The sequence below is a fragment of the Variovorax sp. YR266 genome (assembly GCF_900107295.1).
In the GTDB taxonomy this organism is placed as follows: Bacteria; Pseudomonadota; Gammaproteobacteria; order Burkholderiales; family Burkholderiaceae_C; genus Variovorax.
Genome location: NZ_FNPM01000011.1, coordinates 122096 through 142692 on the forward strand (window position 1 = coordinate 122096; position 20597 = coordinate 142692).

At 60.3% G+C, this 20597-nt stretch carries 17 protein-coding genes; 8 read left to right on the forward strand and 9 right to left on the reverse strand.

Features of this window, described 5'->3' with window-relative positions:
• The first annotated feature begins 92 nt into the window (after positions 1 to 92).
• From rfbF to rfbC (BLW48_RS26010), 8 genes are read left to right on the forward strand one after another with little or no spacing between them, the layout of a single operon-like run.
• Positions 93 to 866 carry a glucose-1-phosphate cytidylyltransferase gene (rfbF, locus tag BLW48_RS35885; RefSeq protein ID WP_093178314.1) on the forward strand — a complete coding sequence of 258 codons (774 nt, stop codon included), beginning with the start codon at positions 93 to 95 and terminating at the stop codon, positions 864 to 866.
• Positions 863 to 1927: a CDP-glucose 4,6-dehydratase gene (gene rfbG, locus BLW48_RS25980; RefSeq protein WP_093178390.1), complete on the forward strand. Its 1065-nt coding sequence runs from the start codon at positions 863 to 865 to the stop codon at positions 1925 to 1927. Before rfbF ends, rfbG begins: the two co-directional genes overlap by 4 nt.
• Entirely contained in the window at positions 1920 to 2474 is a 555-nt protein-coding gene (gene rfbC / locus BLW48_RS25985) for a dTDP-4-dehydrorhamnose 3,5-epimerase (RefSeq protein WP_093178392.1), read from the forward strand. The genes rfbG and rfbC (BLW48_RS25985) overlap by 8 nt, the downstream gene beginning before the upstream one ends.
• A 1-nt stretch (position 2475) precedes the next feature.
• Positions 2476 to 3702, forward strand: a complete 1227-nt coding sequence (locus BLW48_RS25990) for a class I SAM-dependent methyltransferase (RefSeq protein ID WP_093178315.1) — start codon at positions 2476 to 2478, stop codon at positions 3700 to 3702.
• Between the two features lie 2 nt (positions 3703 to 3704).
• Positions 3705 to 4547, forward strand: a complete 843-nt coding sequence (locus BLW48_RS25995) for an NAD-dependent epimerase/dehydratase family protein (RefSeq protein WP_093178317.1) — start codon at positions 3705 to 3707, stop codon at positions 4545 to 4547.
• Positions 4547 to 5614, forward strand: coding sequence for a class I SAM-dependent methyltransferase (locus tag BLW48_RS26000; RefSeq protein WP_093178318.1), 1068 nt, complete (start codon positions 4547 to 4549; stop codon positions 5612 to 5614). The genes BLW48_RS25995 and BLW48_RS26000 overlap by 1 nt, the downstream gene beginning before the upstream one ends.
• Positions 5604 to 6344: a cephalosporin hydroxylase family protein gene (locus tag BLW48_RS26005; RefSeq protein ID WP_093178320.1), complete on the forward strand. Its 741-nt coding sequence runs from the start codon at positions 5604 to 5606 to the stop codon at positions 6342 to 6344. The genes BLW48_RS26000 and BLW48_RS26005 overlap by 11 nt, the downstream gene beginning before the upstream one ends.
• 25 nt (positions 6345 to 6369) lie before the next feature.
• Positions 6370 to 6918 (forward strand): dTDP-4-dehydrorhamnose 3,5-epimerase, encoded by a 549-nt coding sequence (gene rfbC, locus BLW48_RS26010; RefSeq protein ID WP_093178321.1) that lies wholly within the window; start codon positions 6370 to 6372, stop codon positions 6916 to 6918.
• Here the strand turns inward: rfbC (BLW48_RS26010) and BLW48_RS26015 are convergent.
• The 9 genes from BLW48_RS26015 to BLW48_RS26055 form a co-directional block, all read right to left on the reverse strand.
• Complete coding sequence (locus BLW48_RS26015) at positions 6912 to 8498, reverse strand: hypothetical protein (protein ID WP_143047785.1); 1587 nt, start codon at positions 8496 to 8498, stop codon at positions 6912 to 6914. The genes rfbC (BLW48_RS26010) and BLW48_RS26015 overlap by 7 nt on opposite strands.
• Before the next feature lie 4 nt (positions 8499 to 8502).
• Positions 8503 to 9480 (reverse strand): glycosyltransferase, encoded by a 978-nt coding sequence (locus BLW48_RS26020; protein WP_256330926.1) that lies wholly within the window; start codon positions 9478 to 9480, stop codon positions 8503 to 8505.
• A 73-nt stretch (positions 9481 to 9553) separates the two neighbouring features.
• Positions 9554 to 10405 carry a GDP-mannose 4,6-dehydratase gene (locus BLW48_RS26025; RefSeq protein ID WP_093178324.1) on the reverse strand — a complete coding sequence of 284 codons (852 nt, stop codon included), beginning with the start codon at positions 10403 to 10405 and terminating at the stop codon, positions 9554 to 9556.
• Complete coding sequence (gene gmd, locus BLW48_RS26030; RefSeq protein ID WP_093178326.1) at positions 10402 to 11439, reverse strand: GDP-mannose 4,6-dehydratase; 1038 nt, start codon at positions 11437 to 11439, stop codon at positions 10402 to 10404. Before gmd ends, BLW48_RS26025 begins: the two co-directional genes overlap by 4 nt.
• Positions 11432 to 15088: a glycosyltransferase gene (locus tag BLW48_RS26035; protein WP_093178327.1), complete on the reverse strand. Its 3657-nt coding sequence runs from the start codon at positions 15086 to 15088 to the stop codon at positions 11432 to 11434. The genes gmd and BLW48_RS26035 overlap by 8 nt, the downstream gene beginning before the upstream one ends.
• Positions 15089 to 15132: 44 nt before the next feature.
• Positions 15133 to 16824, reverse strand: coding sequence for an HAD-IIIA family hydrolase (locus BLW48_RS26040; RefSeq protein ID WP_093178329.1), 1692 nt, complete (start codon positions 16822 to 16824; stop codon positions 15133 to 15135).
• The gene (gene hldE, locus BLW48_RS26045; RefSeq protein ID WP_093178330.1) at positions 16821 to 18254 is read right to left on the reverse strand and encodes a bifunctional D-glycero-beta-D-manno-heptose-7-phosphate kinase/D-glycero-beta-D-manno-heptose 1-phosphate adenylyltransferase HldE; all 1434 of its coding nucleotides are present in this window, start codon (positions 18252 to 18254) and stop codon (positions 16821 to 16823) included. The genes BLW48_RS26040 and hldE overlap by 4 nt, the downstream gene beginning before the upstream one ends.
• Before the next feature lies 1 nt (position 18255).
• On the reverse strand, positions 18256 to 19230 hold the full coding sequence (gene rfaD, locus BLW48_RS26050) for an ADP-glyceromanno-heptose 6-epimerase (protein WP_093178332.1): 975 nt from the start codon (positions 19228 to 19230) through the stop codon (positions 18256 to 18258).
• Between the two features lie 73 nt (positions 19231 to 19303).
• Entirely contained in the window at positions 19304 to 20584 is a 1281-nt protein-coding gene (locus tag BLW48_RS26055; RefSeq protein ID WP_093178333.1) for an FkbM family methyltransferase, read from the reverse strand.
• Positions 20585 to 20597: the final 13 nt, after the last annotated feature.

A 20597-nucleotide genomic window follows, 5' to 3' on the forward strand; every position in this document is an offset into this window, starting at 1 on the left:
GAAGACGCGGGGCTTGGGGGCTTTCATCGCGTGCTGACAGCTATAGGGGCCGTCAGGATCTTTTCTTTCTTTCGAATCGCGAAGTCAAAACGATGAAAGCAGTCATTCTTGCCGGCGGGTTGGGCACACGCATCTCGGAAGAGACCCACCTCAAACCCAAGCCGATGGTTGAAATCGGTGCGAAGCCCGTGCTTTGGCACATCATGAAGCTCTACTCGGCCTACGGCATCAATGACTTCATCATCTGCTGCGGCTACAAGGGCTATGTGATCAAGGAGTACTTTGCGAACTACTTCCTCCACATGTCCGACGTGACCTTCGATATGCGCAGCAACGAGATGAACGTGCATCAGCGCAAGGCCGAGCCCTGGAAGGTCACGCTGGTCGATACCGGCGACGAAACCCTCACTGGCGGGCGCTTGAAGCGGGTGGGTGACTACCTGAAGGACGAAGAGGCGTTCTGCTTCACTTACGGAGACGGTGTTGCGGACCTGCGAATCGATCAGCTGATCGACTTCCACCGCGCGCACAGTCGTCTGGCGACGGTGACGGCAGTCCAGCCCGCAGGGCGCTATGGCGCTCTTGAAAGGGATGGCGATGTGGTGCGGGGATTTATCGAGAAGCCCCGCGGCGACGGCGGCTGGATCAATGGCGGCTTCTTCGTCCTCTCTCCGAAATGCCTCGACTACATCGAGGGGGATCAATCCAGTTGGGAGGGGCAACCGCTCGCCCAGATCGCACGAGACGGTCAGTTGATGGCATTCGAGCACGGAGGCTTCTGGCAGCCGATGGATACGCTACGCGACAAGACGCACCTCGAGCAGTTGTGGGCCAGCAATGCTGCGCCCTGGAAGGTGTGGTCGTGAACCGCGCATTCTGGCAGGGCAAGCGGGTGCTGGTGACAGGGCACACTGGATTCAAAGGCAGTTGGCTGGTACTGTGGCTGCGCAGCCTGGGCGCTGAAGTCCACGGTTATGCGTTGGCGCCACCGACGCCGACCAACCTGTTCTCGGTGGCACGTGTCACCGATTTACTGCAGAGCCACGTCGTTGCCGATGTTCGCGATGGTGAGGCCGTGCTGCAAGCCTTGCGAGCAGCTGATCCGGAAATCGTTTTCCACTTGGCAGCGCAGCCTCTGGTTCGCCAGTCTTATCATGCGCCGGTGGAGACATATGCCACCAACGTCATGGGAACGGTCAACCTCCTGGAGGCAGTGCGCTCGTGCAAGGATGTGCGTGCCATCGTGAATGTCACGACGGACAAGTGCTATGACAACCGGGAGTGGGTCTGGGGTTATCGCGAAGGCGAAGCATTGGGTGGCTCCGACCCTTATGCCAGCAGCAAGGCCTGCGCGGAGCTTGTCACGGCCGCGTATCGGGCTTCCTTTCTGACGCAGGCTGGCATAGCGGTTGCCACCGCTCGGGCGGGAAACGTGATTGGTGGCGGGGATTGGGCCGATGATCGGCTGGTGCCGGACTTCTTTCGTGCGGCCCATGCCCGTCGTCCACTCGAGGTGCGCTATGCGGGCGCGACGCGGCCCTGGCAGCATGTGCTGGAGCCTCTGTCGGGCTACCTGTTGCTTGCCGAGCGGCTGGCGGAAGAAGATCCGCAGTTCGCAGCTGCGTGGAATTTTGGCCCGGCCGATGAGGATGCCGTGCCCGTGCGACAACTGCTGGATCGGCTGGTGAGCAAAGTCGAAGGAGCGCAGTGGCGGGAAACCGATGAGTCGGCCCTGCATGAAGCAGGCTATCTAAAGCTCGACAGCAGCAAAGCGAAGAGCGTGCTCGGGTGGCAACCGCGTTGGGGGCTCGAAGAGGCACTCGACAAGACTGTGGCATGGGACCGTGCCTGGCGCGGGAGCAATGACATGCAGAAGGTCTGCCTTTCGCAAATCGAGACACATGAAGGCGCGGCGGCGCATGGCTAGATTCGTCGTTGACTCCACGGCGCTGGATGGCCTGAAGCTGATCCATCGGCGGAAGCTTGAGGATTCGCGCGGATTCTTCAGTCGCTTCTTCTGTGCCGAGGAGCTGGCGCATGTCGGTTTCACGCAGCCAGTTGCACAGATGAACCACACGATGACGCGGCGCTGCGGCTCCGTGCGAGGATTGCATTTCCAGTACCCGCCCCATACCGAAGACAAGTTGGTCAGTTGCCTGCGCGGCGAGATCTTCGACGTTGCGGTCGATATACGCAGAGGCTCACCGACCTTTCTTCACTGGCATGCGGAAAGGCTCAGCGCTGAGAACGGTCGCAGCCTGTTCATTCCCAAGGGATTCGCACATGGATTCCAGACCCTCACCGATGACGCAGAATTGTTGTACCTTCACTCGACGCCCCATGTTCAAAGCGCGGAAGGTGGTTTGAATCCTGCCGATCCGATGCTTGCCATTGCGTGGCCGCTGTCTTTTGCAGAGGTGTCGCAACGCGATGCCGCGCATGCCTGCCTCACCCCTGAATTCGGCGGTATCTGATATGAAATGTCGCCATTGCCATGCGGAGCTCTCACTGCAATTGATGGACCTGGGGGCCTCGCCTCCTTCGAACGCATACTTGAATGCGGCGCAGCTTGCCGCGCCAGAGAAGTGGTATCCGCTGCGTGTGTTCACGTGCACGCAATGCTGGCTGGTACAGACGGAAGACTATGCGCACTATGCGGAGCTCTTCTCCAGCGACTATGCCTACTTCAGCTCGTTCTCGACGAGCTGGCTGGCCCACAGCAAACGCTATGTAGACGAAGTCGTGCAACGCTTCGGGCTGTCGTCGGCATCGCACGTCGTCGAAGTGGCAGCCAACGACGGCTATCTGCTTCAATACGTGCAGCAGGCTGGCGTCCCGTGCACTGGTATCGAACCGACGGCGAGCACCGCGCGGGCGGCGCGGGCCAAAGGGTTGGAGATCGTCGAATCGTTCTTCGGTGTCGCATTGGCCGAGCAATTCGTTGCCGAGGGAAAAGCGGCCGACCTCGTCGCCGCCAACAACGTGCTTGCGCACGTGCCGGACGTCAACGATTTCGTTTCCGGCTTTGCCAAGCTGCTGAAGCCTCACGGTGTGGCCACCTTCGAGTTTCCGCATCTGATGCAGCTGGTGTCCGGTTGCCAGTTCGACACGATCTACCACGAGCATTTTTCCTACCTGTCCCTGGCTGCGGTGCGCCGATTGTTCGAAGCCAATGGGCTGAGAATTTTCGATGTGGAGGAGCTTGCCACGCATGGAGGAAGTCTGCGGGTCTACGCACAGCGCAGCGATCGGGGCTTGCGTCTGATCGAGCCTCGTGTGGAAAGACTGCTGAACACCGAAGCCGAAGCAGGCGTCGAAACGGCGGCGTACTACGCGGGCTTTCAGGCACGCGCGGACGACATACGGGACGGTATCGTGACTTTCCTGATCGAAGCACGCAAGACCGGTAAACGCGTGGCTGCCTACGGCGCGGCTGCCAAGGGAAACACTTTGCTCAACTATGCCGGTATACGGCCTGGTCTGCTTCCCTGGGTCGTCGACCGCAATCCCGCCAAGCAGGGCCAATACATGCCGGGCAGCCGGATTCCGATCGTCGACGAAGCCCGCTTGCAGCGTGAGCAACCTGACTACGTGCTTGTCCTGCCTTGGAATCTCAAGGTGGAAGTGATGAATCAGCTTGCCTACATTCGCGAATGGGGCGGCCAATTCGTCTGTGCGGTTCCACGGCTCGAGGTTCTGTGACCATGAAAATCGCAGTTACCGGAGCAAGCGGTTTTGTGGGGCGCCATGTGTTGCGGGTGCTGGCCGATGCCGGCGATGCCGAGGTCGTGGCCGTGTCACGCCAGACACCCGGCTCGTGGATGCAGCCGGGTGTCCGTCATGTGAGCATCGACCTGGCAGCGGCACCCGCTGACGCATTCACCATGCTCGGGCGCCCCGATGTACTGATCCACCTGGCCTGGAGCGGACTGCCGAACTACCAGTCGAGGCATCATTTCGAAACGCACCTGTCTGAGCAATACCGGTTTCTCGAGCGACTCATGACCTCCGGCCTTTCGACGCTGGTGTGCGCGGGCACCTGCTTTGAGTACGGCATGCAATCCGGCGAATTGGTTGAATCGCTGCTGCCCGATCCCCGCAACCCCTATGGCTTCGCCAAGGATGCCTTGAGGCGGGAACTCGAGTTCCTTGCCGCAGATATAGGGGTCAAGTTGACCTGGGCTCGTCTGTTCTATATGTATGGCGAGGGACAGGCGGCAGGGGCGCTGTACAGCCAGTTCATGGCCGCTCAGGCGCGCGGCGATGCTGAATTCCGGATGTCCGGCGGAGAGCAATTGCGTGACTATCTTCCAGCGGAAGATGTCGCGCGCTATTTGTCTCTGCTGGCTCGCACAGCGTCGGGCAACGGCATCGTGAACGTCTGCTCGGGCCGGCCGACGTCGGTGCGATCACTTGTCGAGGGTTGGCGAGAGGCGCTGGGCGTGCCGATGAAGCTTGCCCTGGGGCACTTTCCCTATCCGAGCTATGAGCCGATGGCGTTCTGGGGCAGCAATGCCAAGTTGCTGCAGTTGACGGAGGCGCGCTGATGCAGCACGAACTCTTGCGCATCGAGGGCTTGCCGGTCTTGCAAAATCGGGTGTTTGACAGAGCCTCCTCAGGAATGGCTTCGCCGCAAGGCAACATGGTCCTCGTCCAGGACCTGAGCAGCGGCCTGGTCTTCAACCGGGAGTTCGACCCGGACCTGCTGACCTACGACGCCGACTACCAGAACGAGCAGGCGTGTTCATCGGTTTTTCGGGAGCATCTGGATGCGGTCTTGTCTATCATCCGGCGCCACTTTCAGACTCCATCGCTGATCGAGGTCGGCTGCGGCAAAGGCTATTTCCTGAATCATCTGAGAGCGGCAGGCTACGATGCAACGGGAATCGACCCCGCTTACGAAGGAGACAGCCCGCACGCCATCAAGGCCCCGTTCTCCCCGTCGCTGGGCTTGTCTGCAGATGCACTCGTGCTTCGGCATGTGCTGGAGCACATTCAGGAGCCAGTGCGTTTTCTGCAGGACATTGCGCGAGCTAATGCAGGCCAAGGCAAGATCTACATCGAGGTGCCGTGCTTCGATTGGATCTGCGAGCGGCGCGCGTGGTTCGACATCTTCTACGAGCATGTGAACTACTTCCGGGCTGCCGATTTCCGGCGCATGTTCACGCGCATCGATGAATTGGGCCACGTGTTTGGCGGACAGTATCTTTACGTGGTGGCCGATCTCGCGTCGTTGCGGCAGCCGGCTGGGGAGTTGCAGGACCAGGTCGAGTTGCCGGGGAGCTTCTTCTCGGGCATCGAGCAGAGCAAGGCTCTCGCGCGGGCGACCCCGGGCCCGAAGGCTATCTGGGGTGCCTCCTCCAAAGGCGTCATTTTTTCTCACCATCTGCGGGCCGCAGGCATCGAGTTCGATGTGGCGGTGGACATCAACCCCATCAAGCAAAACAGATACATGGCGGGCACTGGGCTGAAGATCGTGTCGCCGGAAGACGCGTTGCAGATGCTGCCGCCGGATTCCCTCGTGTTTGTGATGAACTCCAACTATTTCGGCGAGATCGCGAATCAGTCTCGCGGCAGGTTTCGTCTTGTTAAGGTAGACCAGAATGACATTTGAAGCTGAAGTAACGGCGCGCGTAGCAGCCAACGAAACCAACGAGACCTTGCAGGGCGATGCAAAGGCCTTGATGAAGTCTTCCATTCAGGCTGGCTATTCCTACAACTTCTCCTGGTTGGGCCGCCCGATCATCCAGTATCCGCAGGACATCGTGGCAATGCAGGAGATCATCTGGCGCGTGCAACCCGATCTGATCATCGAAACCGGAATTGCACACGGCGGGTCGCTCATCTTCTCCGCGGCCATGCTCGAGCTGAATGCCGCATGCGGAGGCCCTGCCGATGCGCAGGTGCTCGGAATCGATATCGACATCCGTGCGCACAACCGCAAGGCTATCGAGACGCATCCGATGGTCAAGCGCATCTCGATGATCGAGGGTTCCAGCATCGCGACGGACGTGATCGAGAAGGTTCGCACAGTCGCATCCGGAAAGCGCAGCGTGCTGGTGTGTCTCGACAGCAACCACACCCATGCCCACGTTCTCGACGAGTTGCGGGCCTACGCGCCGATGGTGACGGTCGGCAGCTATTGCGTCGTGTTCGACACCGTCGTGGAAGATCTGCCTGAGAGCATGTTCCCGGACCGGCCCTGGGGCCCTGGCGATAACCCCAAGACGGCGGTTCACGAATTCCTCAAGACCCATGCAGCCTCTTTCGAGATCGACCGCGCCATGGACAACAAGTTGCTCGTCAGCGTGGCGCCGGACGGTTACCTCAAGCGCGTGGCTTGATCCATCACTCTCTGATTCCCCAGCCATGAAAGCAACATCTACATCCATTCCCGACGTTCTGGTGATCGAACCCAAGGTCTTCGGCGACGCACGCGGCTTCTTCTTCGAGAGCTTCAACCAGAAGGCTTTCGACGAGGCCGTTGGCCGGCATGTCGACTTCGTGCAGGACAACCATTCCCGCTCGGTGAGGAGTGTGCTGCGTGGATTGCACTACCAAGTTCAGCAGCCACAGGGGAAGCTCGTACGCGTGGTCAGCGGCGCGGTGTTCGACGTGGCGGTAGATATTCGCCGCTCATCGCCGACCTTCGGTCAATGGGTTGGTGTCGAGCTCTCGGAAAGCAACCACAAGCAGCTGTGGGTGCCGGCGGGATTTGCCCATGGCTTCCTGGTGCTGAGCGAAACCGCCGATTTTCTCTACAAGACGACTGACTACTACGCGCCGGCGCATGAGCGATGCATTCGCTGGGACGATGCGTCGATCGGCATCGAGTGGCCGGATACTGGGGCTGTCCCTGCGTTGTCCGCGAAGGACGCGGCAGGGCTGAGCTTCGATGCCGCTGAAATATTTCAGTGAATTTTTGGTGGAGCGTCGTGAATCAATTTCGGCATGCCGAGCCTGAATCGATAGGTTGAAGCCTTCATCGTCAGTTCACCGGCGGGCAGGTTCACGCCCTTGTCGGGTGTGAGCACGAATTCCTTGGCACGCACCCGTTTATTGAAGAAGACTCGCACGCCCCATGGCGCGGGCAGCAGCCGGAACTCCTTGACGCGGTTCAGCGGCTTTCCGTCCGCGAGCATATGGTGATCGCCAAGGTAAATTTCATTGAAGCCGCCGGCCATGCCATAGAAATCGATGAAGTCGATACCGTCTCCGTTGGTCGAGAAGGCGACCCGGTTGTCTGGCCCGATCTTCTCGAGCGCAATCGGTGACGCTGGCTTGACCTTGTACTGTGGCGACAGCAGAGCAGCAACTGCGATCAGGACCACCAGTGTCCGAACCGTCAGGCCCTTCGGACGAGAGCTTGCCGGACTCTGGAAAATCCATCGCACGACAAGCCATCCAAAGAATGCCAGGTACGGGAACATCCACTTGAAGTAGTGGATGTTGTAGTAGCGGTAGACGCCGTTCGGAAGCAGGTCTCCATAGGGGGCGTACAGGCAGAACTGCAGACAGAGGGCTGCAGCCATCACCCGAAGCATTGCGGATCCGCGCACCAGCGCTGCGGTCACTCCGATGATGCTCAAGACCAACCACGGAAAGTGTGTGATCAGCGCCCCGTTCGGCTCGAGAAAGACGGTATTGGAGTCGAAGACGAGCGAGAAGATTTTTCTGGGCAGTTCCAGCGGGAAGTAGCCGGACGCCGTAGCCGTCGACTGGAAGTAGCCCCCCAGTACATGGCCATGGACTTTCAGGTTGAACAGGAAGAAGAGCCCCATCCCGACGAGCAGGCCAGCACCGAGTGAGACGGCCTGAGCGAGCAAGAGTGCTGTGCGTCTAGGCGCTGCGGTCCCGCTCAGGCTCTTGAACGAGAAATACAGGTAGGCCGGATAGAAGACCGCTGCCGCCCCTGCGTCCACAGGTCGAAGAATGGCCAGCAGGCTGAACGCACTCGAAAAGAGAAAGGCCTTGGCGCTCTGCAGCGCCATGCCGTCACTCGGCTTCTCTTGTTTAGACTTTTGAAGCAGTTGATAGATGGTGACCGCGTAGATCAGCGTCGTACCCGTGGTGGTCCAGGGGATGGCGAAGTTGAGGATGATGATTTCGTTGAAGTACAGCGAAATCGCCAGCAGCGCGAACGCCTCCAACTGCGACATGTAGCGCGTTGCGAACGCTACAAAAACGTACGCAAACGCCAGCAGGCTCAGCAGGTTGAAGAAGAAGAACGGATGCACCGGCAAGACCGGCATGAAGATCGATCCGATCGCCGGGTACAGCGGTGGGTAGGCGTGCTTGGCGTGAGAAAAATCGCCAATCCTGATGGCCGCTGCCGCCTTGATGTACTCGCCTTGATCGAACCAGCCCCACCATCCGCGCGGGTACTCGAGGTTGTTGCCTGGCAGCGCCGGGTGGTTCAGGTAGAAGTAGCAGTAGACCAGCGTGCCTAGACCCAGGACCAACCAGATCGGAATTCTTGTTTCTCTTAGGTACTTCATCGCGTCAGTGCTCGGTGGCATCAGCGCGCGTGGCTGGAATTCCCAGGAAGGCCAGGCACTTCATTTCATGCCGGCCTTGAGTGATATTCTGCAGAATCAACCCGCAGGTCAGCGCAAGCATGGCCATGAGCATGAGAGAGGCGGACAGCACTGCTGTCGGCAGGCGCGGGACATTGCCGGCCTCGAGATACTGAACGAGAAGAGGAAAGGCCAGCACCAGCGCCGCAATGCAGAACGCGGCAGCCCAGCCGCCGAAGAATGCGATCGGGCGCTCGCTGGCGTGAAGCCGAATGATCGTCTTGAGAATGCGCCAGCCGTCGCGGTAAGTCGACAACTTGCTGGCCGATCCCTCGGGGCGCGATCCGTACGGAGTCATTAGTTCCCCGTAGGGCATGCGCAGTTCGAGCGCGTGCACTGTCAGTTCGGTTTCGATCTCGAATCCCCGCGACAGTGCGGGAAAAGACTTGGCGTACCGGCGCGAAAACACCCGATACCCTGACAGCATGTCATTGAAGTCGCCGCCGAAAATGCCTTTCACACTCCCGGTGAGCATCTTGTTGCCCCATTGGTGCCCGCGCCGGTAGGCGGCCTGAGCATCTTCGGCACTGGTCTCCCGGCATCCCACGACCATGTCTAGGCCCTCGTCGAGAAGCTTGTCCACCATTCGGCAAACCGAGGATGCATCGTAGGTCCCGTCGCCATCCACCATCACGTAGACGTCCGCCTCGGTGTCCGCGAACATGCGCCGCACGACATTGCCCTTGCCGCGCAGGGTGACTGTTCTCACGTGCGCATTTTCCGCCCTGGCGAAATCCGCGGTCCTGTCGCTCGACATGTTGTCGTAGACGTAGGCGTCGATGCATGGCATGGCCGCGCGGAAGTCCCTGACCACACCGGCGATGGTGGGATCTTCGTTGTAGCAGGGAACGATCAGCGCAACGCGCTGCCCTCGATAGAGAGTCGTCGACATGGACTGGCTCATGATGTTGTTATGGTTGATCAAAACGGGAATTGGGAGGCTCGAACGTTATCTCGTTGCGGTCTTGGCGGCCGCATCAGAGCATGCGCGCCAAGGTGTCTTGAAGCGTCGGCGGTGCAAAAGCCACGCCACAGTCGCGCAGCAAGGCATTCAGCTTGTCGGGGCTGCCGCAGAGGCGGTGCACCTCGTTCTTGCGAACGAAAGCAGGATTGACCTCGACATCCATGCGATGGCCGGTGACCTTTTCGAAACATGCAATCACCTCTCGCAGCGTATGGGGTTGACCCGAGCACACGTTGTAGGCTTCACCGGGACGGCCGTGCTCCATGAGGCAGAGGTAAGCGTCGCACACCATTTGCACGTCGTTGAACTCGCGTTCCACATCCAGGTTGCCGAGCGAGATGGAACTGGCCCTCTCGGCGAAATGCTTGGCGAGCTTGGGGATTACGAAGTTGATGTCCTGGCCGTGGCCCGTGTAGTTGAACGGGCGAGCAATGACAAGGTTCAGCCGCTCGGCAAACGTTCTGGCCATGTATTCCATCGCCAGCTTGCTCATCGCGTAGTGGTTGACGGGCGCTGGTGGCTGGGTTTCAGTCAGCGGCGATTGTTCGCTGTTGCCGTAGATGTTTGCACTGCTGGCGATTAGCACGCGATGCGGCGCAGATGGCAGTCGTGTCAAGGCTTCGAGCAGGTTCGTCGTGCCGACCACATTCACTGCGTAGAACGCACTGCTGTCCGTATGCCCGACGAAGCTGATGGCCGCCAGATGCACAACGACCTGCGGCTGCACCGACAGCACCTCGCGAGTCAGCGCTTCGCGGTTCGTCAGGTCCGCCTGCATAGGGACGACGTTGTGGCCGGCGGCGGCGGCCCGATCTGCAAAGTAGCGACCGGTGAACCCCTCTGCGCCGGTCAGGAAGATCTTCAAAACGAGAAGCCCTTCTTGTTCCGCTCAAGGTCGGCCTCGACCATCATCTGGCACAGCTGTTCCAGCGTGGTTTGCGGCTTCCAACCGAGCTTTTCGTGCGCCTTGGCCGGGTTGCCGATCAGCAGCTCGACTTCGGCTGGACGGTAGAACTTCGGATTCACGCGCATCACCGCCTTGCCGGTGGCGGTGTCTACGGCAGATTCGCCTTCGCCGGTTCCCTTGAACTCGACGGCAATGCCGGCGCCCTTGAAAGCCATAGTCACGAAATCGCGAACGGTTTCAGTGCGATTGGTCGCAAGCACATAGGTGTCCGGCTCGGCGACCTGCAACATGCGCCACATGCCTTCGACGTACTCTTTGGCAAAGCCCCAATCGCGCTTGGCGTCGAGGTTGCCGAGTTCCAGAACGTCGAGCTTGCCGAGCTTGATCTTGGCGACGCTGTCGGTGATCTTGCGCGTCACGAATTCGCGGCCACGCAGCGGGCTCTCGTGATTGAACAGGATGCCGCTGCAGCCGAAGATGTCGTAGCTCTCGCGGTAGTTGATCGTCATCCAGTGTGCGTAGAGCTTGGCGACGCCATAAGGGCTTCGCGGATAGAAGGGCGTGTCTTCGACCTGCGGCACGGCCTGGACTTTGCCGAACATTTCCGAAGTCGAGGCCTGGTAGAAGCGGATCTTGGTGTTCGTCAGGCGAATGGCCTCGAGCAGGTTCAGCGCACCCACTCCGGTAATCTGGGCGGTGGCTGCGGGCTGGTTGAAGCTCACGCCCACGAAACTCTGCGCAGCAAGGTTGTACACCTCGTCTGGTGTGGTGTCGCGGATCAGGGACAGGGAACTGCCCAGATCGGTCAGGTCGTATTCGACGAGGTGCAGGTTCGGGTCATTCTGAATGCCGAGTTCCTCGATGCGCCAGAAATTCACCGAACTCGTGCGGCGGTAGGTTCCGTAGACGACATAGCCCTTGGCCAGCAGCAGTTCGGCCAGATAGGCCCCGTCTTGGCCCGTGATTCCAGTGATGACAGCTCTTTTATTCATGACTCAACTCTTCGAGGGGTTTGGATTGGATACATGGTGTGCCGGCATCGGCACAACGGACCAGCTTCAACAGGTCTTGCGTGGTTTGGCGCCAAGTCAGCCATGGCATGGCGTCCGACTTCGGGTGGGACTGTTCCTTGAACAACGTGGACCATGACTGGATAGCGTCCGCCAGTGCACTTGCCGTGATTCCATGGAAATAGTATGCATTTTGCCCTGCCACCTCCTTGAAGACCGCCAGATCCCTCGCGATGATCGGAGTCTTGTGGCGTGCGGCCTCGATCAGGGGTAGCCCGAATCCTTCGCCCTCCGAAGCCGCGACCAGGCAGGTCGACGCGCCATAGATGCGTTCGAGGTACTCGTCGCTGATGTTATCCAGCCAGAAAAGCCGCTTGCCTGCCTCGGGATGGTTGCGCAACCTCTCGGCCAGCCTGTCGACGAGCCAGCCCTGCTTGCCCACGATAACCAGATTCGCATCGACCTCGCGCCCCCAGAGCAGGTCAAAGGCGTCAAGGGTCTGTGTGTGCCCTTTGCGCGGTTCGACGGTTCCCACTGTCAGGAAGCTGGGGCGTGCCTGCAGTGACTGCAGAATCTGCTCTGCATTGGCGGGGAGGCCTTTGCTTGGGCTCGAACTCTCGATGTCCGCACCGATGTGGAACCAGCCAATGTCGAAGTGCCTTGCTCGTGCGGGATGAACTCGTTGCATATAGGCAGAAAGATCGTCTGCCACCGACTTCGAAATACAGAATGCGCCGTCGTAGGCTGCAATGGCGTCCAGCCATTGACTGAAGCCCTGGACGGTGCCGTCGACGAAATGCTGCGGCATTTGAACGCACAGCAGGTCGTACACCACGAATAGAACCTTGACCCCGGCGCGGTGCATGTTGTCCAAGGCGCTCTTTTGCGCGCACACCACATGCGGATGGAAGTCCAGGCCCAGGAAGATGTCCTCGGTATAGAAATCGACAGCTTCGTCGGAAACGCCATGCTGAAAGCCTTTCCCGCCGAATTTGGTCAGGAAATTCCTTGCAGCGAAGTAGCCCTTCGTTTCCATTGTGGCGTAGACGGGCACGATCTCGAAACCGGCTGGCGGGTTCTCGAGCAACTCCTTGAGAATGCTTCGGGTCACGCGCTGGATGCCGGTCTTGGAATCGCGGTGAACGAGCTCCGAGACATCGACGAAGATGCGGGCGCCGAAGTTGGCCGGCCTAATGTTCGACGTGATGCAACGAGCAATTGCGGCGACATCATCGTCGGCCTCATTGCGCAGGTGAGGCCCGAGTGCAGCAATCAGTTGGCTGGTGATGGCCTTGTTCGTCAACACTGGCGCGGAGGTCGAAATACCTGTCGCATTCACCGCCTCCATGACAAGGTCGTAAACCTCGTCAACTGTGATGTCAGACAGGCAGTACAGCTCGTACTTGCAGTCGGCGCGGGTCGCAATGTGACAGGGAGAGCAATCGGCCTCCCGATGGATGACGAAGCTGTTTGGGAACACGGGAGCCCATTCCGCCGCAGTTTCGTGTCCGCCATAGACGCCGACCACCGTCAAGCCCAGATAGGAGGCGATATGGGCGCCACCCGAATTGTTGGCAATGCAGACAGCGTTGTGCGCCACCGATTCCATCAGCGCGGGAATGCTCAGTCCCGTATGCGCAATCACCTTGGGGGAGGGATCGAAAGCGTGCCTTTGTGCTTCGGCCGGCGACGCAAAGAAGATGTTGATCTCCGTCACGCTGTCCGCAGCACAGAGCCTGGAAGCCAGCGCCTGAAACTTCGCGATCTCCCATTCCTTGACGTCGTTGCCCGCATACGGGAAAAGCGCGATGGAGCCTTTTTTTCTTTCCGTCGACGCGAAAAGGCGAGGCAATGAAATGAAGTCGCCCGGATCGGTGGGAAGCGCATCGACCAGCGCGAGCATCTGATTGCTGATGGAGGTGCGGTTCATCGAGGTTTCGAGGAACGGCGCATCCTGGACTGCGTCCAGGGCAATGTCGAGTACAGAGTCGACGGCTGGATCGAAGGTTTGGTAGCCGATCTTCAGCTCGGCCTTGACGCCCTTCAACACAAAGCGTGTGTCGCTTTGCCTGCGCAGATCGATGGCAATGTCGAACGTGCCAAGCTGGGCGAAGAAGGATCGGAGTTCTTCCTGGGCTATCGATGCCTGGCTCGCGGATTGCTTCTTGAAGTAGTCTAGCGTGTGGATCTTGTCGAAGAAGGGAAACATCTTCGCCAGTTCGAGGTTCCAGCTACCCACCGCGATCTCGAGTGTTGCGTCGGGGTAGCGCGCCTTCAGTTTGGCGATGGCCGGCATCGCGAGGATCAGGTCTCCCAGATGGTCGAGCTTGAGCACCAGAATGCGCTTGTGGCTGGGCTGGAAGATGGTCGTCTTTTCGATGCGTGACAGACGCCTGATGCTTCTTGTTGCCTGGACATCGAAGCGTTCGAGGGCCTCGATCGCCTTGCGGCCGCTCTGGTCCCAAGAAAATGCCGCTGCCTGCACGGAGGCATTGCGCAACAGCAACGCGCGAAATGCCTCATCCGTCAGGGCTTGAAGCATCTTGTCCCTGATGGCATCGATCGACTCAGGGTCGAACATCGCCTCGCTGGAGCCGATGACCTCGGGCAGGCTGGTACTGTTCGCGACGATGACCGCGGCGCCGCAGGACATGGCTTCCAGCGGCGGAATCCCGAAGCCCTCGTGAGTGGAGGGAAAGACGAAAAGCTTGCACATGTTGTAGAGCGCAAGCAGCTCTTCGTCGGATATGTAGCCGGTGAAGACGAGTTCGTCGCTTCCCAGTCCGGCTTCCCTGGCACGGATCTGCAAGGCCATTACTTCGCCGCTGGGCATGCGGCCTGCCATGACGAGCCGGTGAATCTGGCGAACGTTGGTGGGCAACTGCGCATAAGCCGCGACTAGACGCGCGAGGTTCTTTCGTTCGTCGGCGCCACCTGTGTAGAGCACGAATTCCAGCGGAATCGAGAACTTCGCACGAATGGCCTGCTGCTCCGCCTCGGTCAGTGCGATTTTCTTGAACGAGACATCGCACGCACCCGAAATATTCGTCACATCGTCGGGTGCGAATGAAAGCCCCCGCAACGCTTCGCCACGGGCGCTTTCGGAGATGGCCAGCAAGAGCTTGCTGCGCTTTAGTGATTCGATCTTGCGCGCGTAGTACTCTTGGCGAAGTGGACTGGAGCGAAAGTGAATATCGGGGTTCAGCAGTGGGATCAGGTCGTACAGGATGACGGCCGTCGGTGTCTTCGTGTCGAAATTGCCGACGCTGACGACTGCATCGTCGCCCAGTCCTTCGAAAAGGCTCGTTACCAGCACGACGTCCGGCTTGAGCGAAAGAATGAAAGCTTCGCGCACGTGCTCTGCAATTTCCCGGCGCGTGCTATTGGCGGGGTCGAGTTCGCGCGTGGGCCCGAGGGCATTCCAGACGCGGATGTTCTGGCGCGGAAGAATGTCTGCAAAGGCTTCCCTGATGGCGTCGATCGAATCGGGCAACAGCCCGTTCAGTGCCAGGAAGACTTCGTGCTTTTCCGCGACTCGTGCAATGGCCAAGGCCAGCGAGAGGCTGTACCGTCCGATTCCGCGGAAGCGGCTTTCGGTCTGGGCTCCCTGCATGTCAATGATGATTCGCATCGGATTTACTGGTGATTTGGCGTGACAGATGAGAAGACCGAGATCTAGACTTTTCCCAATAGCGGTTGTGCGAATTCAAACAGGTCCACACCTTTGAACAGATGGCCAGGAACGCCCGCGCGAGTGGCAGCGGTGACATCCGATTCGTTGTCGCCAATCAGCAGCGAGCGGTTGAGGTCGATGTTCAGGTCGAGTGCTGCACGAAGAACCATGCCTGGATTCGGCTTGCGATCGAAGTGATCTTCGTGTCGGTAGGCCGGATTCTTTGCTTCGTCGTGGAAAGGGCAGTGATACCAGGCATCGACATGAGCCCCCTTTTCCTGGAGACGTGCGGCCATCCACTGATGCAGGGCCAGCAACTGGGCTTCGCTGGCATAGCCGCGGGCAATGCCCGACTGATTCGACACCACCACGACCTTGTAGCCTAGGGACTGGGCGAGCCTGATGGCGTCGCTCGCCCCTTCGATGAAGGTGATGTCTTCGGGTTTGCTCGGGTAGTGCGTGTCGATGTTGATCACGCCGTCCCGGTCAAGAAACAGCGCGGGCGCCTTCGCCGATGTCGAGGCGGGAGGATGCTGTAGAACGCGGCCGAACACACGCTCGCACTCCATGAGTGCAAAGACGAAGTGATAAAGGCTGCTAGCCGGAACATCGGCCGATAGTGTCTTTCCTTGGGCATCGATGCGGTCTCGCCAAAGACCGTAGGGCTCGATCGAAAGGAAGCCGCTATGCAAGGCTGCCAGCGCGCTGGCAGCCTTATCTCGCCACTTGTCCGCATCTGCGGGTGTTGCTTCCGCTTCGGCGGCGCAAGCCTTCAGATATTCGCAGGTGCCCCAGGAGCGGCGGCTGCCGACCGGAGCGCCGCCAAGAATGCTGACGCGCTCTACGGCGAAGCCCTCGGCATCGATGCCCTCGCGCTCTGCGCGCGATAGCAGGATTCGAACGTCGTCGTCGACATTCACGTCGCTCAACACCGAGAAGCGGCGCAGCAGCCACACCCATTCAAAATGGTGGCCGGGTTCGTACCAGTTGTCTGCGATGCCTTCGGCGTTCCAGGCGTCATCGTGTTGTTCGGGCAACGCGGCTTGCGCTCGCCAGAGCATCTGCGTGGAAAAGTTCGCGTGTAGTGCGTGCGCGCGTGTCAGGTCCTGTGGGCGTCCTGCGGATTCATAGAGTGCCAGGCAGGCCTCCAGCAAGTGCATCGTTGGGTTCTGCCGCAGAAAACCATCGGGCCTCGGCAGTGCATCGATGACGCCTCCCTTGCTGGCGGCCAAAGGGCCTTCAAGGACCGCGAACACCTCGTCGGACAGCGCGAGGTAAGAGGGATCGGGCTTCAGCCGGTAGAGCCAGGCGAGGGCGAAAAGGAGGAATGCCAGCGTGTACGAATCGCACTTGCAGTCATGGATCTCCCCGTCGGGGCCGATGGAGAATGCCCAGCGATGCGGCAGGTCCTTGCGATAGAAGCGGCGCAACACCTGCTGCCAGGTGCGGTCGATCAAGGCACGGCTGTCGCGCATGCCGCGCAAACTCAAGTGCGCTAGCACGTACAACTGGCGGCACTGCACCATCAGGCGCCGCGGTAGCGCTTCAAGCGGGCGGCCCGAAAAATCGAGTTTCTCGTGGAAGAGTCCGAACTTTTCGTCGTGCCCGCTATCGACCCATAGTGAAAGTGCGTCGGCGCTCAGCCAGTTGCCGATTCGCGCGCGCAGTTCCTCGAAATTTTCCACCTGTGTCACGACTTTCGGGTCTTGTTGATCTCATCGACGATCCGGGTCGTCGAATATCCGTCGTGAAAATCGAGTGCGATGACTTGTCCGCCGCGTGCCGTCACTTCGCTGTAACCGACGATATCGGCCACGGGATAGTCCCCACCCTTCACGAGAATGTCCGGCAACACGTACTGGATGGTTTCCAGCGGTGTCGGCGCATCGAATTCGACGATGTAGTCCACCGAGGTTAGACCGGCCAGCACCTCCGCACGGTGGGGGAAGTTGTTGATCGGGCGGCCTGGCCCTTTCAGTTTGCGGACCGAGTCGTCGGAGTTCAGCCCGAGCACCAGAACATCGCCCAGCGCACGGGCCGCCTTCAGCAGTCGGACATGGCCCGGATGAAGGATGTCGAAGCAACCGTTGGTGAAGACGATCTTCTTGCCATGCAGCCTGGGATTGACCAGGGCGATCTTGAGCTGGTCTTCGGTCAGCACCTTCGGGTGTTCGTGGCTGAAGTCGTTGGCTTCCGCATCGATCTCTTGCTCGCTGACGACATAGGTACCGGGGTGCGATACGGCAATGCCGGCCGCCACGTTCGCTCGGTGAACGGCATCCGAGATGGAGTGCTTGGCCGACAGTTCCGTGGCCAGCGCGGCCAGCACCGTGTCACCCGCGCCTGACACGTCGAAAACGTCACGTGCCCGAGTGGGAACGAAATCCGTGTGGCCGCCGGCGCTGACGATGACCATGCCTTTGGCACCACGCGTGATGACGAGGTGCTGCAACTGCAGCGCGTCGATCGCGGCGCTGGCCTTGGCCATCAACTCCTGGTCGGAGCCGTATGCGCCGAAGAGGCCGATGAATTCGCTGTTGTTCGGCTTCAGCAGGAAGGCCCCTCGATAGAACTCCGGAGTGACCCGTTTTGGGTCGACCAGTGTCGGTACGCCTTGCCTGGACGCGGCTTCGAGGAACTCAGGCAGCCGGTCCAGCGTGCCCTTGGCATAGTCGGAAAAAACCACCAGGTCGTAGCGGCTCACCTGGCGTTCGAACTCCTCCAGCAACCGTTGCTGTGTCTGGCCCGTGGGCCGCACGTCCCGGTCGACACGGGCTATTTGCTGCGAGCCGACCACCAGACGTGTCTTCTGGGTCGTGCCGGCCTGTGGGTCCTTCACGAACAGTGTGTTGACGTTGTAGCGCTGCAGGCAGGCATCGAGTTCCGCCGAGGCGTTGTCTTCACCGACAACAGCCAGCAGCGTCGCATCGCCGCCCATGGCTGAAATGTTGGCAGCTACGTTGGCGGCGCCACCAGGCCGGTTTTCTTCGTGCTTGGCGGCCAGCACCGGAACTGGCGCTTCCGGCGAGATACGCGACACCTCGCCGATCACGTAGCGATCGAGCATGATGTCGCCGACGACCAGGATGCGCGGCTTGGCGGGGGAGGAAGAAGGCTGCTGCATATCAGGCGAACTTGTCGGGCGTGTTGAGATAGCTTTGGACGTAGTCGGCCACGCCCTCTTCGAGGGAGTAGAAGCCTTCGTCATACCCTGCTGCGCGAAGCTTCTGCATGGCCGCTTGCGTGAAGTACTGGTACTTGCCGCGAAGGTTTTCGGGCATGGGCACGTACTGGATGTCCGGCTTGATGCCGCATGCCGTGCCCACAGCCTCGATGAGGTCGCGGAACGAGCGGGCTGAACCCGTGCCGAGGTTGTAGACGCCGTTCTGGCGCGCGTCGGCCATGAACCACGACATGACCTTGCAGCAGTCCTTCACGTAAACGAAGTCGCGCAGTTGCTCGCCGTCCTTGAAGTCGGGGCGATGCGACTTGAAGAGGTGGATAGGCTCCTTGGCCATCACGCGGGAGTGGTTCTTCGCGACGATGCTCATCATGTCGGCCTTGTGATATTCGTTCGGGCCGTACACGTTGAAGAACTTGAAGCCGGCCCAGCGGGGAGGGCAGATGCCTTTTTCCGCCTGTCCGAGCGCCCAGCGGTCGAATGCCTGCTTGGACCAGCCGTACAGGTTCAGCGGGCGAAGCGGGGCGATGTCGTGCGTGTCGTCGAACCCCTGATCACCGTCTCCGTAGGTTGCGGCCGACGATGCATAGAAGAAGGGCACTTGGCTGGCGGCGCACCAGTTCCAGAGATTCATCGAGAACTGGATGTTGTTGCTGACGACTTCGTCGCCGTCCGTTGCGGTCGTCGACGAGATGGCGCCCATATGAAACACGGCCTCCACCACGCCGCTGCTCTTCTCGAGAAAGGCCGGGAAATCCTGTGGAAAGACGAACTCGATGAAACGGTGTTTGGCGATGTTCTTCCATTTCTCGCCGGTGCCGAGCCAGTCGACGATGACGATGTCGGTGTGGCCCAGTTGATTCAAATGGGCGACCAGATTCGATCCGATGAAGCCTGTCGCTCCAGTGACGATGATCATTTGCAGTACTCCGAGCGTTTGGCTTTGTGATGTGGGGTCGGGGGCAGCGCGGAAACCGGCGCGCGCGGCGCTCTCATTCGCGTCCGTTGGCTGCCTTCAGTGCCAGGTATACGGCGCGCGTGGCGGGCGACATCGCCGACAGGGTGTCGCCTGGCAGCGAGCCACCCTGTGGTGCGGCGGGCGGAGGCGCGAGCATGGCGCGCAGCCGCCGGTGCAGGGGGGGCACGAGCTTCAGGACGGTCAGCAGGCCACTCTTGAGCGTCGGGTGCCGCATCACGGCGAGGGCGCAGATGCGCAGGCCAGATTTGATGCGGCGCTTGATGCCGCTGGTCAACCGGCCCTCACGGAACGCGGAAAGTAGCCGTCGGCACAGTGTGCCAACCGAGCGCATGGGGGCGGTGATTTGCCAGGACGAGCTGTGCAGGACGGCATCGAGCCGATGCTGAACCGCGCTGCGTTGCAATTCGGCCAGCTGCAGTGCGGCGGACGCGGTCTGCACGTCGCGCTGGGCCTGTGCCTCGATTTCGCTTTGCCTTCGTTGAGCCTGAGCCCTTGCCTCGGCCAGTGCTTCGAGGGCCTCGCTTCGCTGCACTCGGATGGTTTCGCCGAGCTTGTCCATCTCGGCGCGATGGGCCTCCAGCAACCCTCTGCATAGCTCAGAGTTGGCCAAGCCGCTGAGGCGCACCCCGTCGAACACATTGGGCGGTGAAGAGAAGGCCGCTTTCAGCTCAGAATGCTCGGCCGCGATATAGAAGCGATTGAGGCCGTCAAAGTAGACGAATTCGTAGCGGGCGTCCAACAGGATGTCTTCCGCGCCCTGGTAGCGGACTTCGGTCGACATCGGCACGGTCGCTTCGATGACGATGATCCAGGGCCGAAGCACTTCGCTGTCCCAGCCGCGCAGCACTGCCTCTTCGAGTCCCTCGACGTCGATCTTGAGCCAGTGCACCGGCTGCCCCGCGAGCGATGCGAAAGCGGTGCGCATCGGCAGCATCGGCGTCGCAACGGTGCGGTGCGCGAGGCCGTGCTGTGTGCGGTGGCTGTCCGCAAACTCCTTGACGCCGGTGCTCAGGCCGGTGTCCTCGAACACGTTGAGTTCGAGGATGCCCGCTTCGTCCGATAACGCCAGTTGCAACACCGTTTCATCGGGGCGATCGCGGCGCAGCATGTCCGCATAGCGAGGGACCGGCTCGACATGGATGCCGCGCCAGCCGTGTTCGTAGAACGCCTTGCTGACCGAGTCGACGACGGGGTCCTGGGCGCCCACGTCGATGTACCTTCCGGCCGGCACGTGCTTGAGTGCTCGCCAGAGCATGACGTCTTCGAAATTCTGCGCGTATGAGATAAACGTCATGGGTCGTTAACAA

Excerpts from the sequence above, each read along its gene's own strand:
- BLW48_RS26055 (WP_093178333.1), bottom strand. The coding sequence starts at position 20,584 with ATGACGTTTATCTCATACGCGCAGAATTTCGAAGACGTCATGCTCTGG.
- gmd (WP_093178326.1), bottom strand. The coding sequence starts at position 11,439 with ATGAATAAAAGAGCTGTCATCACTGGAATCACGGGCCAAGACGGGGCC.
- rfbC (WP_093178321.1), top strand. The coding sequence starts at position 6,370 with ATGAAAGCAACATCTACATCCATTCCCGACGTTCTGGTGATCGAACCC.
- BLW48_RS25995 (WP_093178317.1), top strand. The coding sequence starts at position 3,705 with ATGAAAATCGCAGTTACCGGAGCAAGCGGTTTTGTGGGGCGCCATGTG.
- BLW48_RS26020 (WP_256330926.1), bottom strand. The coding sequence starts at position 9,480 with ATGAGCCAGTCCATGTCGACGACTCTCTATCGAGGGCAGCGCGTTGCG.
- BLW48_RS26000 (WP_093178318.1), top strand. The coding sequence starts at position 4,547 with ATGCAGCACGAACTCTTGCGCATCGAGGGCTTGCCGGTCTTGCAAAAT.
- BLW48_RS25990 (WP_093178315.1), top strand. The coding sequence starts at position 2,476 with ATGAAATGTCGCCATTGCCATGCGGAGCTCTCACTGCAATTGATGGAC.
- rfbC (WP_093178392.1), top strand. The coding sequence starts at position 1,920 with ATGGCTAGATTCGTCGTTGACTCCACGGCGCTGGATGGCCTGAAGCTG.
- BLW48_RS26035 (WP_093178327.1), bottom strand. The coding sequence starts at position 15,088 with ATGCGAATCATCATTGACATGCAGGGAGCCCAGACCGAAAGCCGCTTC.
- rfbF (WP_093178314.1), top strand. The coding sequence starts at position 93 with ATGAAAGCAGTCATTCTTGCCGGCGGGTTGGGCACACGCATCTCGGAA.
- BLW48_RS26005 (WP_093178320.1), top strand. The coding sequence starts at position 5,604 with ATGACATTTGAAGCTGAAGTAACGGCGCGCGTAGCAGCCAACGAAACC.
- hldE (WP_093178330.1), bottom strand. The coding sequence starts at position 18,254 with ATGCAGCAGCCTTCTTCCTCCCCCGCCAAGCCGCGCATCCTGGTCGTC.
- BLW48_RS26015 (WP_143047785.1), bottom strand. The coding sequence starts at position 8,498 with ATGAAGTACCTAAGAGAAACAAGAATTCCGATCTGGTTGGTCCTGGGT.
- rfaD (WP_093178332.1), bottom strand. The coding sequence starts at position 19,230 with ATGATCATCGTCACTGGAGCGACAGGCTTCATCGGATCGAATCTGGTC.